The 12,078-nt window shown below is 71.7% G+C and carries 11 protein-coding genes; 4 read left to right on the top strand and 7 right to left on the bottom strand.

The window, feature by feature from the left end; translation table 11 throughout:
* Positions 1–6: 6 nt before the first annotated feature.
* The gene (locus DMB66_RS52360; RefSeq protein WP_125811551.1) at positions 7–1,863 is read left to right on the top strand and encodes an acyl-CoA dehydrogenase; all 1,857 of its coding nucleotides are present in this window, start codon (positions 7–9) and stop codon (positions 1,861–1,863) included.
* A 58-nt stretch (positions 1,864–1,921) separates the two neighbouring features.
* On the opposite strand, the gene DMB66_RS52355 is transcribed toward DMB66_RS52360, so the two are convergent.
* On the bottom strand, positions 1,922–2,437 hold the full coding sequence (locus tag DMB66_RS52355) for a histidine phosphatase family protein (protein ID WP_125811550.1): 516 nt from the start codon (positions 2,435–2,437) through the stop codon (positions 1,922–1,924).
* A gap of 101 nt (positions 2,438–2,538) precedes the next feature.
* On the opposite strand from DMB66_RS52355, the gene DMB66_RS52350 reads away from it, so the two are divergent.
* A complete protein-coding gene (locus DMB66_RS52350) occupies positions 2,539–2,835 on the top strand; it encodes a DUF6458 family protein (RefSeq protein WP_125811549.1) in 297 nt (98 codons plus the stop codon).
* A gap of 55 nt (positions 2,836–2,890) precedes the next feature.
* Here DMB66_RS52350 and DMB66_RS52345 read toward each other — a convergent pair whose 3' ends face one another.
* Positions 2,891–3,736 carry an SDR family oxidoreductase gene (locus tag DMB66_RS52345; RefSeq protein WP_125811548.1) on the bottom strand — a complete coding sequence of 282 codons (846 nt, stop codon included), beginning with the start codon at positions 3,734–3,736 and terminating at the stop codon, positions 2,891–2,893.
* A 128-nt stretch (positions 3,737–3,864) separates the two neighbouring features.
* Between DMB66_RS52345 and DMB66_RS52340 the strand changes: the two genes are divergently transcribed.
* On the top strand, positions 3,865–4,224 hold the full coding sequence (locus DMB66_RS52340) for a helix-turn-helix domain-containing protein (protein ID WP_125811547.1): 360 nt from the start codon (positions 3,865–3,867) through the stop codon (positions 4,222–4,224).
* Positions 4,225–4,227: 3 nt separating this feature from the next.
* Here the strand turns inward: DMB66_RS52340 and DMB66_RS52335 are convergent, their stop codons facing one another.
* The 3 genes from DMB66_RS52335 to DMB66_RS52325 form a co-directional block, all read right to left on the bottom strand.
* A complete protein-coding gene (locus DMB66_RS52335; protein ID WP_125811546.1) occupies positions 4,228–4,905 on the bottom strand; it encodes a hemolysin III family protein in 678 nt (225 codons plus the stop codon).
* A 93-nt stretch (positions 4,906–4,998) separates the two neighbouring features.
* Positions 4,999–6,783 (bottom strand): NHL domain-containing thioredoxin family protein, encoded by a 1,785-nt coding sequence (locus tag DMB66_RS52330; RefSeq protein WP_125811545.1) that lies wholly within the window; start codon positions 6,781–6,783, stop codon positions 4,999–5,001.
* Between the two features lie 69 nt (positions 6,784–6,852).
* Positions 6,853–10,320: a hypothetical protein gene (locus DMB66_RS52325; RefSeq protein WP_125811544.1), complete on the bottom strand. Its 3,468-nt coding sequence runs from the start codon at positions 10,318–10,320 to the stop codon at positions 6,853–6,855.
* A gap of 694 nt (positions 10,321–11,014) precedes the next feature.
* Between DMB66_RS52325 and DMB66_RS61905 the strand changes: the two genes are divergently transcribed.
* Positions 11,015–11,167, top strand: coding sequence for a hypothetical protein (locus DMB66_RS61905; RefSeq protein WP_158647647.1), 153 nt, complete (start codon positions 11,015–11,017; stop codon positions 11,165–11,167).
* Positions 11,168–11,602: 435 nt separating this feature from the next.
* Here DMB66_RS61905 and DMB66_RS63215 read toward each other — a convergent pair whose 3' ends face one another.
* Together DMB66_RS63215 and DMB66_RS52320 are read right to left on the bottom strand one after the other, a co-directional pair.
* Positions 11,603–11,740 carry a hypothetical protein gene (locus DMB66_RS63215; RefSeq protein ID WP_199753149.1) on the bottom strand — a complete coding sequence of 46 codons (138 nt, stop codon included), beginning with the start codon at positions 11,738–11,740 and terminating at the stop codon, positions 11,603–11,605.
* Between the two features lie 165 nt (positions 11,741–11,905).
* On the bottom strand, positions 11,906–12,078 hold a 173-nt coding region (locus DMB66_RS52320; RefSeq protein ID WP_199753148.1), incomplete at its 5' end, for a 2-oxo acid dehydrogenase subunit E2.

The following is a 12,078-nucleotide window of genomic DNA, read 5'->3' as shown; positions in this document are numbered from 1 at the left end:
AACAACATGAGTCACTACAAGAGCAACCTGCGTGACCTCGAGTTCAACCTCTTCGAGGTCTTCGGGGCGGATCGTGCTTTCGGCCAGGCGCCGTTCGACGGCATCGATGCCGAGACCGCACGCGACGTGCTCGCGGAGGTCAACCGCCTGGCTCGCGAGGACCTCGCGGCCAGCTACACCGAGGCCGACCGTAATCCGCCGCGTTTCGACCCGGTGACCAACACCGCGGATCTGCCCGAGGCCTTCAAGAAGTCGTACGCGGCGTTCATGGCGTCCGAGTTCTGGCGCCTTGACCTGCCGGAATCCCTCGGCGGCACGCTCGCCCCGCGGGCGCTGTGGTGGGCGATCGCCGAGCAGATCCTGGGATCCAACGCCCCGGTCTGGATGTATTCCTCCGGTCCGTCCTTCGCGCACGTCGTGCAGGTCGAGGGCACCGAGGAGCAGAAGAGGTGGGCGCGGCTCTTCGTCGACAAGCAGTGGGGCTCGACGATGGTGCTCACCGAGCCCGACGCCGGCTCCGACGTCGGTGCCGGCCGCACGCGGGCGATCCAGCAGCCCGACGGCTCGTGGCACATCGAGGGCGTCAAGCGCTTCATCACCTCGGGTGAGCACGACCTGAGCGACAACATCATCCACTACGTGCTGGCCCGCCCGGTCGGCGTCGAGGGTGTGGGCGGTCCGGGCACCAAGGGCCTGTCGCTGTTCATCGTGCCGAAGTACCACTTCGACGGCGAGACCGGCGAGCTCGGCGCGCGCAACGGTGTCTACGCCACGAACGTCGAGCACAAGATGGGCCTCAAGGTCTCCAACACCTGCGAGATGACCTTCGGCGAGAACGGCACGCCCGCACAGGGCTGGCTGCTCGGCGACGTGCACCAGGGCATCCGGCAGATGTTCATGATCATCGAGTACGCCCGGATGATGGTCGGCACGAAGGCGATCGCCACCCTGTCCACCGGCTACCTGAACGCGCTGGAGTACGCGAAGAACCGCGTCCAGGGCGCCGACCTGGTGCAGAACACGAACAAGGCCGCACCGCGCGTCACGATCACCCACCACCCCGACGTACGCCGCTCGCTGATGCTGCAGAAGGCGTACTCGGAGGGCCTGCGCTCGCTGGTCATCTACACGGCGACCTGGCAGGACAAGGTCGCGATCGCGCAGGCCGCGGGTGACACCGCGGCGGCCGAGATCGCCAGCCGGATCAACGACCTGCTGTTGCCGCTGGTCAAGGGCGTCGGCTCGGAGCGGGCGTACGAGCTGCTCGGCCACGAGTCGCTGCAGACCTTCGGCGGCTCCGGCTTCCTGCAGGACTACCCGCTGGAGCAGTACGTCCGGGACGCCAAGATCGACACCCTGTACGAGGGCACGACCGCGATCCAGAGCCTCGACCTGATCTTCCGCAAGATCGTGAAGGACCAGGGTCAGGCGCTCGCGGCGCTCGCCACCGAGATGCAGGAGTTCATCGAGACCGAGGCCGGCAACGGCCAGCTCAAGGTCGAGCGCGCGTCGCTCGGCAAGGCGCTCGGCGAGCTGCAGACCATCCTCAGCATCGAGATGGGCTGGCTGCAGGCCGCGCAGGGCGGCGACACCCGCGAGCTGTACAAGGTCGGGCTCACCTCCCGCCGGGTGCTGCTCGCCCTGGGTGACGTCGTCGTCTCCTGGCTGCTGCTGCGGGGGGCCGAGGCTTCCCTCAAGGCGCTGGGCACCGAGGTCAGCGCGGCCGACAAGACCTTCTACGAGGGCAAGATCGCCGCGGCCCGGTTCTTCGCCCGCGAGGTGCTGCCCCGCATCGGCTCGGACCGCCGGATCATCGAGAACACCACCCTCGACGTGATGGACCTGCCCGAAGAGGCGTTCTGAGCTTCACGCTCTGCTGAAAGGCCGAAGCCGGCGGACAATGATGTCCGCCGGCTTCCGGCTATCCGCGGGCAGTGTGTTCGGTCACTAGCGGCATCGAGAACGGCTCGGTCAGCGACCAGGGGCCCTCGGCCCGGTGCACGGCCATCCCGGCGGTCCTCAGGGCGGCCGGCTCGCCCTCCCCGTCGTACGGGCGCAGCAGGATGGACACATCGGACATCGTGGGGTTGTGCCCGATGATCAGCACTGTGCGCACCGACTCCGGTACGGCCCGTAACAGGTCGATGACCTCCGTGCGCCCGCCGTCGTAGAGGCCGCGCTCGTAGTGCACCTCGGGGCTGAGCGCATCCGGGTCCGCCTGCCTCAGGGCCACCGAGACGCCCTGCCAGGTCTGCCGCGTCCGGCGCGCCGAGGAGCAGAGCACGAGGTTCGGCCGAAGCCGCTCGTCGGCCAGCCAGGAACCGGCCGCGTCGGCGTCGGCGTCACCCTTTTCGGTGAGCCGGCGCTCGAAGTCGGGCAGCTCACCGGGGGTCTCGGCCTTGGCGTGCCGTAGCAGCACGAGGGTCCGCACAGTCATGTGTTCAGCTTGCCTGATTGAGGAATCCCCCGCCGGGGTAGACACACCCATCGACGTATTGCCGCGGCTCGGTGCGGCAGCCACGAGCCTGGGAGGCCAATATGGGCATCGGCGGAAGCATTTTCCTACTCGCGCTGGGAGCGATCCTGGCGTTCGCCGTCAACGCGGACATCAGCGGACTGGACATCAACATCGTCGGCTACGTGCTGATGCTGGCGGGGCTTGTCGGTCTCGTCGTCACCATCTGGTACTGGAACAGCCGGCGCCGCCCCGTGGTCGTACAGCGCGAGCGGCCGGTCGTGACCGACGACCCGGCGTACCGCGACGGTCAGGTGGTGCAGGAGTACCGCGAGACCACCCGTCGCCAGCCCCCGCCCCCGCCGCCGTACGGCGCCTGACAGCAGACGAGGGAGTGTCACCGGCAGCGGTGGCACTCCCTCGTCGTGTCCGGTGTCAGGCGAGCCGGGCGCGGATCGCGTCGGCGAGCGGGGTGGCCGGGCGGCCCAGAAGCTGCGCCAGGTCCTCGGTGCCGGTGTAGAGGGCGCCGGAGGCCGCGCAGTGATCCGAGTCGGCCAGGATGGCGGCGAAGCCCTCCGGCAGGCCGACGCCGACCAGGAACTTGGTGTACTCGTCCTGCGGCATGTTGGTGTAGGTGACCTCGCGGCCGGACTGGCGGGATACCTCGGCGGCGAACTCGGCCATGGTGACGCCCTCGCCGCCGAGCTCGTACACCTGCTTGTCGTGGCTTTCCGCGACGACGGCCGCGGCCGCCGCCTCGGCCAGGTCGGCCCGGGTGACCAGGCTGAGCTTGCCGTCGCCGGAGGCACCGAACATGCCGTGCTCCAGGGCGCCCCGCAGGTCGTAGTTCTCCAGGTACCAGCCGTTGCGCAGGATCACCGACGGGACGCCGGACGCGGCCAGGGCCTGCTCGGTGGCGAGGTGCTCGGAGGCCAGGATCATGCCGGACGAGTCGGCGTTCGGCGCGCTCGTGTAGACGATCCGGCTGACGCCGGCGTCCTTGGCCGCGTCGATGGCGTTCTGGTGCTGAGGGATGCGCTTGCCCGGCTCGCTGCCGGAGACGAGGAGCAGCTTGTCCGCGCCCGCGAAGGCCTTGCGCAGCGACTCGGGCTCGTCGTACGACGCGTACTGCACCGTCACGCCGCGGTCGGCGAGGTCCTGGATCTTCTCGATGCTGCGGCCGACCGCGACGATCTGGTCGGCGGGCACGCCGCGCGAGAGCAGTGTCTCGACCGCGTGGCGGCCGAAGGGACCGGTGGCGCCGGTGACGACGATGGTCATGCGAACTCCTCAACAAGCCTGAGCGACGGCCGGTTGACCGTCCTTCCGCACAACGGCGCAGGTAGCGGGTTACTTCCCATGAGATAGAGAGCACCTTGAAGTGCGGTACTTACCTGAGAGATAGTGTCATGGTGGAAGCGACCGTGTACGCGAAAGACTGCCCAAGCCGGCAGCTGCTGGACCGCATCGGCGACACCTGGAGTGTGCTGACCGTGGCCCTGTTGGCCGACCGCCCGCTGCGCTACACCGAGTTGGCGCACCGCATCCCCGGCATCAGCCCCAAGATGCTGACCCAGACGCTGCGGGCCCTCGAACGCGACGGCCTGGTCACCCGGACGGTCTACCCGGTGGTCCCGCCCCGGGTCGACTACGCGTTGACCTCGCTCGGGCGCAGCCTGCTGGGCCTGGTCGACGCGCTGCAGGAATGGGCGGAGAAGCACATCACGGACGTCGTCGAGGCCCGGATCGCCTACGACTCACGAGACTGACACTCAGGCGTAGAGCGCGAAGTAGATCGCGATGTGGTGGCAGAGCGCCGCGACCAGGGTGCAGGCGTGGAAGAACTCGTGGTGGCCGAAGACGGTCGGCCACGGGTTCGGCCGGCGCATGGCATAGAAGACCGCGCCGACGCTGTAGATCAGGCCTCCGGTGGCCAGCAGCACCAGGTCGGTCACCCCGCCGTTGTTCAGGATGTCCGGCAGGATCGCCACCGCGCCCCAGCCCAGGGCGAGGTAGAGCGGCGCGCCCACCCAGCGCGGCAGGTGTGGCCAGATGCTCTTGAGGGCCACCCCGCCCAGCGCGCCGATCCAGATCAGGCTCAGCATCAGCGTCGCCTTGTCCCGCTCCAGCAGCAGGACGCAGAACGGCGTGTAGGTGCCCGCGATGAAGATGAAGATCATCGAGTGGTCCATGCGCCGCATGATCTGGTAGCCGCGTTCGCCCCAGGTGCGCCGGTGGTAGAGCGCGCTGATGCCGAAGAGGCCGCACACGGTGATGCTGTAGATCAGGGTGCTCAGAAAGGGCGCGAGGCCGGGGCGGGTCGCGGCGATCGAGCAGAGCACGATGCCGCAGACCAGCGCGACGAAGAACGCGTACTGGTGCAGCCGGCCGCGCAAACGCGGCTTGCCGATGTCGGCAGGCTTCATCTGGAACGGGGCTTCGGTCGTCACGGCTCTAGGTTACGGCACCGTAGGTTACTGGCAAGTAATGTTGACGGAGATCTCATGCGACGAACTTGCATGGGTTTTCCGCCGCGGGTGGGCTCAGCCATCCAAACCGCGCAGAATCAGCGGAAGGCGGCTCGGCGCGCCCGGCTCGACCAGCACCGGCACGCCCCAGTCCTGCCGGGTCAGGTGGCAGGCGGCGTGCTCCACGTCCGCGTCGCAGGTCGCGGCCTGCGCCACCACCTGCAGGATGCCCCGGGGCACGGCAGGGTTCAGCACCAGCCGGCGGGACAGGTCGGTGGTCGTGCCCTCGCCCTCCAACAGCAGTTCCGGCGGCGACGCGGAGACCACCAGGCGGGTCGACGGGCCGAACGAGGAGTCCAGTTTCTGACCCGGGGCGGGGGTGAAGACCACGTCCAGCCGCACCTCGCCCGGCGCCAGCGGCGACGGCGGGCGCTCGGTGCGGTGCCGCTCACCGGCGACCGTCCGGACCGCGCCGGGCGCCAGCCGGACCAGCCGGTGCGCGCCGGACTCGACCACGAACACCGCGCCGGCCCGGGTGAGCAGGATGTCGCTCGGCTCGGCCAGCCCGGAATCCACGGTCGACACCTCGCCACCGGACGGATCGAATCGCCGGACGGCGCCGTTGTAGGTGTCCGCGATCAGCACCGAGCCGTCCGGCAGCGCACAGACCCCCAGCGGGTGCTGCAGCAGGGCCTCCGGCGCCGGGCCGTCCACGTGGCCGAAGTCGAACAGGCCCTGGCCGACGGCGGTGTGTAGCTCACCCGCCTCGACCCAGCGCAGCGCCGAGGTCTCGCTGTCCGCGATCCAGAGCCGGTCGCCGGCCGCGGACAGGCCCGACGGCTGGGCCATCCACACGTCGGGCAGCTTGCCGTCGCGCAGGGACTCGACGGTGGTGCCCGCGTAGACGCCGGTGCCCCCGGTGGCCGGGTCGAACCACCAGAGCTGGTGGATGCCGGCCATCGCGACGATCACCTGGCCGGAGAACCAGGCCACATCCCAGGGCGAGGAGAGCGACTCGCCGTCGTCGGCGGCCGACCGCCAGGGCCGGCCGGTGCCGGCGACGGTGACGACCTCGCCGGTGGCCAGTCGCAGCCCGCGCAGCAGGTGGTTGACCGTGTCGGCGACGACCACGTCGTAGTAGGCGGTGCCCTCGGGAAGCAGGCAGAGCCCCTGCGGCTCGGAGAAGCTCGCGACCTCGGCCGGGCCGTCCGCGCGTCCGCGCTCACCCGTGCCGAACCGGCGCACCAGCGACTCGCCGTCGGCGGTGAGCTCCACCAGCGAATGCCGGGCCGAGTCGGAGACGAGCAGGTTGCCGTTGGACAGCTCGATGGCCTTGCCCGGGAAACGGAGCAGGGTGTCGGGGGCCGCCGGTGGCACGTACGGGCCGTCGCCGCGGTGCAGCGTGCCCTTGGCTTCGTGGTCGGCGATCAGCTCGTCCAGCAGGCGCATCAGGCCCTCGGCGTGGCCCTCGCCGGCCATCGAGGCGACGACGTAGCCCTCGGGGTCGATCACCGAGAGGGTGGGCCAGGCCTTGGCGGCGTACTGCTGCCACATCCGCATGTCGGCGTCGTCGAGGACGGGATGATGCACGCCGTAGCGTTCGACGGCCGCGGCGAGGGCCGCCGGATCCCGCTCATGCTCGAACTTCGGCGAGTGCACCCCGATGATGACGAGGGCGTCGCCGTACTTCTCCTCAAGCGGCCGCAACTCGTCCAGGACGTGCAGACAGTTGATGCAGCAGAAGGTCCAGAAGTCGAGAATTACCGCCTTGCCCCGCAGGTCGGACAGGGTAAGGGAGCGGCCACCGGTGTTCAGCCAGCCGCGCCCCGTCAGCTCGGGCGCCCGCACGCGAGGTTGCATGATTCCATCGTGCCCGAAGCGCGGGTCACCCCAGGTCCGGGGTGCCCGCGCTACGCGTAGGTCACATGGTCAGCTGCGAGGCTTGAGGCAGAGCACCTGACTGCGGCCGTCGCTGGTCGGGTTGACCACGTACGGCTGGTTCACGTCCGGGCACTTGTCCTTGGTGTCGACGATCGCGGTGACCTCGAACGAACCCGCGTCAGTGCAGCTCGCGGTGACCGCCTCGTTGCCGTTGCGCTTGACGCAGTCGCCGGCTTTGACCGAGAAGCTGCTGTTGGTGCCGGTGTCGCCGTCGTGCGAACCCCGGGCGATCAGCCACGTGACACCCAGGGTGAGGCCCACGATCAGGCCCGCGCCGAGGATGACACCGAGGATCACCGGCAGCATCCGCACGTGCGGCGTCTCCGGCTTGGCCACCGCGGTGGGAACGATCTCCGGGGACTCCGGCTTGAACGAGTCGAATTTGCTCTGCTCGGCGTCCGCCTCCGGACGACTGGGCCAGGACGCGGTCTGCTCCGGGCCGGGCGGGGTCACCGTGGCACGGCTGGCCGGCCCGGGGAAGACGCCGCCCAGCCGCGGCCGCTCGCCGAACGGCTGGGTGGCCTCCGGCGCCTGGGCCGGCGGGAAGCCGTTCTCCAGCGGCGGGGCGGCGTACATCGCCGGCAGCGCCGGTGCGGGCACATACGGCTGCTCCGAGCCCTGACCGCGGCCCGACACGTCCGTCGTGTTCTCGCTGTACTGGTCCGGCGGCATCGTCCGGGCGGCCGGGTTGCCCGGCACAGGGCCCGGCTGATCCGGCTGACCGGGCCGGCCGCGGCCGGCGATGTCCGTGGTGAACTCGGCGAACTGGGAATTCCGGCCGTCCGAAGCCGGCCCGGGCGGGGGTGAGGCCGGGGCGAACGGCTGCCCGGGTGCGGGTGAGGCCGGCGCGAACGGCTGCCCGGGTGCGGGCGAGGCCGGCGCGAACGGCTGCCCGGGTGCGGGCGAGGCCGGCGCGAACGGCTGACCGCCCGGCGGGGTGACCCGCGCGCTGGCCGAGGCCCGCCCGGAGACCCGGCCGCCCGACGTGGGCGCCGTGCCGAAGGATCCGGACGCCGGTGCCGCGCCGAACGGGCCGGCGGCCGGTGCAGCGTCGAAGCCGCCGGACCCCGGTGGCGCATCGAAAGCGCCGGACCCTGGTGCGGGGTCGAAAGCGCCGGACGTCGGTGCTGCCTCGGGGAGGCCGGAGGACGGTGCGGTGCCGAAGCCACCGGACGGTGCGCCGCCATCGAACGAACCGGGCCGGCTGCCGTGCTCCGACGACGGGCCGCCGCGCTCCGGGTCGTCCATGCCCCCGGCGAAGCGGGACCGCTCGTCTGCGCCATCCCCGAACGGGGACGGGGCGAAGGGCGGGTCCGAGGGTCGCCCGTAGGTGCCATCAGGATTGCCGTAGGCGTCGTCGGCCGGGCGCCCGTAGGGGCTCTCCGCCGGCTGGCCGTAGGTGCCCGCGGCGCTGCGGGCACCCGAGGTGGGTGCCGCGCCGAACGCGCCGCCGGCCGGCTGCACTTCGTCCTGGTACTGCGACTGCGAGGCGGGTTCCTCGACCGGAGCGGGACGACCGTAGACGCGCGGCTGCGGGCTCGCGGCCGCGGCCGGAGGCACCTCCTCGACGTCCGAGGGCGGGGCCACCCGGCTCGCCACCGGTACGGAGGCGCTGGCCGTCACCGGACGTGCGGTGCCCTTGGCCGGTCCCGGGCGCTCGGCGGCCACCGGCGGCTCGCCGGACGCGGGGCGGTCGGCAGGATCACGTGGCTGCGGCACGGCGGCCGCGCTGCGATGCTCGGCCACCACGGGTGAACCGCTGGCGCCGAACGAGGCGCCAGGCACCCGCTGGGCGTAGCCGCTGCCACCGCCCTCGGGCGGGCCGGCGGACGCGAACGAGGCGCCGGGCACCCGCTGGGCGTAGCTGCTGGCACCGGGGCCGTCCGACGGCTGTTCGGCGTCGTACCGGGCGAACGGCGACGACTGCTCGCCACCCTCCGCCGGGTGCTCACCGAAGCCGCGTCGCGCGGGCAGGCCGTCGGGCTGACCCGAGACCGGCCGTCCCGGGCCGGACTGGCCACGATCGCCGTCCGAAGCGCCCGGCACGGTCCCGGGCGCGGCCAAGCTGCCGTCGGCCGCCTCGCGACGGAACGAGCCGTCTCGGAACGGGTTGCTGTCGGGGATGCCTCCGCCGGGGAAGCCGTCGTGGTCGACCTCATGGCGAGCGGCTTCCCCACCCGCGGGGAAGCCACCACTGCGGGCGGAGAAGGGGTCGCTCTCGGCGGGACCGCGGGCGCCGAACCCGCCGCTCGCGTCGGCACCGCCCCGGGCGGGGAAGGCGCCACTGTCGGCACTGCTACGGGCGGGGAATGCGCCGCTGTCCGAGTCGGTGCGAGACGTGAAGGCGCTGCTGTCTGCTGCGCCGCGGGCGGGGAAGGCGCTGCCATCGGCGTCGCTGCGAACCGAGAATGCGCCGCTGTCGGCACCGCTGCGGGCGGGGAATGCGCCGCTGTCGGCGCCGCTGCGAGGCGAGAATGCATTGCTGTCCGGGAGGCCGTTGCCGTTGGCGTCGCTGAAGGCGCCGTTGCCGGCCGCGCCGTTGCCGGCCGCGCCGTTGTCGGCCGCGCCGTTGTCGGCTGCGCCGCTGGTCACGAAGCCGCCGCCGCTGGCGTCGCCGCGAGCGGTGAACCCGCCGTTGTCGGGTGCGCCCTGGGCCGGGAATGCGCCGTTGCCGGCGTCGTTCCGGGAGGGGGAAGCGTTACTTTCCGCGCCACCGCTGGCGAAGCTGTCTCCGCTGCGGGCACCGGCGCCGCGGACCGGGAAGCTCCCGTTGCCGGCGCCGCGCGTCGGGAAGCCGCCGCTTTCGCTGGCGCCGCGTGTCGGGATGCCGCCACCCTCGCTGCCACCGCGGGCCGGAAGGCCGCTGCCGGCGGGGAAGGCGCGGCTGTCCGGGCCGCTGGGCGATCCGTCCGGCAGGCCGGTCAGCGTCGCGCCGGGCACCCGGACGCGCTGGTCACCGAACGCGGACACGCCCGGAGGACGGTCGGCGGGCTGCTGGTCGTCGGGGCGTGCGGAGCCGAAGACCTCGCCGGACGGGGAACCGCCGAAGGGCTCCCGGGGCGGAGGTGCGAACGCCGACCGCTCAGCCGGACCGGACGCAGCGCCGAACGGCGGCTGGTCTGCCGGTGCGCCGAAGGAGGAGCGGCTGTCGGCACTGCGCGCGCTGTCCGGGCCGCTACCCGAGGCGGGCTGACGGGTCGGGGTGAAGCCGTTGAACTCGCCGACCGGTCCGTCCAGCGGACCACCCGCGATGCCGGGCGAGCGCTGAGGCAGCTGGTCGCCGGCGCCGCTGCGGTAGGGGTGCGGCTCGACCGGGCGGCCGAACGGGCTTTCCTCGGCTGCCGCGGCCGGCTGGGCCGACGACTGGGGAGCCCAGGCGGACGGCGGCGATTCGGGCACAGCGCTGCCGCGGGCCGCGGTCAACGGGCGCTGGGGCAGGGCGCCGGGCTCGGGCACGCGCGCGGAGCCGCTCGACGCCGACGAGAACTTGGCCGCGCCGGGACCGAAGGCGGGACCGGGCGGCGGGCCGCTTGGCGACTGCGGACCGGAAGCCGGCGAGCCAGTCGCCTGCGAGCCGGAGAGCGGGAAGCCGGGCTGCGATCCGGGCTGCTGCGAGCCAGAGAGCGGGAAGCCGGGCTGCGATCCAGGCTGCTGCGATCCGGAAGGCGGGAAGCTGGGCTGGAAGCCAGGCTGCGGAGACCCGGGCAGTGTGGAGCCGGGCTGGGATTCAGGCGGGGGGAAACCGGAAGGGGATCCGGGCCGCGCGAAGTCAGGCTGGGACCCGGATGGCGTGAAGCCGGGTTGGGATTCAGGCGGGGGGAAACCAGATGGAGACCCGGGCCGCGCGAAGTCAGGCTGGGACCCGGATGGTGCGAAGCCGGGTTGGGATTCAGGCGGGGGGAAACCGGAAGGGGATCCGGGCCGCGCGAAGTCAGGCTGAGATCCAGATGGTGCGAAGCCGGCCTGAGATCCAGGCAGCGGAGACCCCGGCTGCTGGGATCCAGGCGGCGGGAAAGCAGGTGCCGGGAAGTCAGGCTGCGATCCGGGCTGCTGAGATCCGGAGGCCGCATAGCCGGGCTGGGATCCGGGCGCCGGGAAGCTGGGCGGCGGGAAGCCGGGCTGCTGGGCGGCCGGGGCAGGGGAGCCGGGCATGGCAGAGCCCGGTGTCTGCCCGGCCGGCGGGACCGCGGGCACCACGAACGGCGAGCCGCCGTTGGGCGTGGCCTGCGGCGGTGGGGCATACGCGCTCGGGAAGGACTCCTGCGCGTGCGGGTACGACGGTGCTCGGTCGGCGGTCTGCTGACCGTCGGAGTCCGGCGGGAAGGCGTCCGGCGGGAAGCCGTCGGTGCCGAACTGGTCGGCTCCGCTGCCCGACGTGGCCCCCGGCTGGTGACCGGCGTACTGGCCCTCGGACGTCATACGCGCCTCCTCCATGACTGTCGGCCGTGCCGGCTTTGCACCTGCGCTTCGCGCAGTCGGGCATGCGGCCGACCCTGCAGAGCTGAGCGTCGCCCGGTCTTTGAACCGCCCGGCCGGCCGAGCCGGGCAGGTGACCGTCGCCAACCGTACCGGGCGTTGGGGACGGAAGAAATCCCGGTGTACGCCGTCCGGCGCTTGGTGGTGGGTCGGAAATCACGAGGACGGGCGGTGTTTGGTGGGCAATTGCCCTGATTAGAGCGACAACGGCCCGCCCGGAGGACCGGGCGGGCCGTTGGATGCGGCGCTGATCAAAAGGTGATCAGAACGACCGCTGCTGGCTGAAGATGGCGATCTCGTTCCGCATGGACTGCGTCGGCGCCGACTGCAACGCGCGTTCGATCGCGCGGGCGTCACGCTTGGCGATGCGGCGGTTGCGGATGCGCTCGATGGTGCTCATTGCGGTGCTCACTCCCCTGGGCCAATGCTGGCCTCGTCTGCGGTGCCGTGTTCCGGCGCTGGTTCTATTTAACCGCGCCGGAACACAACCCGCCAACGAATCGGATGGTGATCCCGCTTACCTGCCTAAGGATCGAAGGTTGAGAAATCCGCTTGCCGACGAAACTCAGGTCCAGGAGAGCAGTGCCGCCTCCGGGTCCGCGAGGAAGCCGCCGATGTCGCGCAGGAACTTCGAGCCCAACTCGCCGTCGATGATGCGGTGGTCGAACGAGAGCCCGAGGGTGGTGACCTGGCGGATCTTGATCTTTCCCTTGTGGACCCACGGCGTCGGGCGAATCG

The organism is Actinoplanes sp. ATCC 53533 (assembly GCF_003947245.1).
Note: the sequence above shows the minus strand (reverse complement) of the source record. Positions and strands in the feature narration are given on the sequence as shown.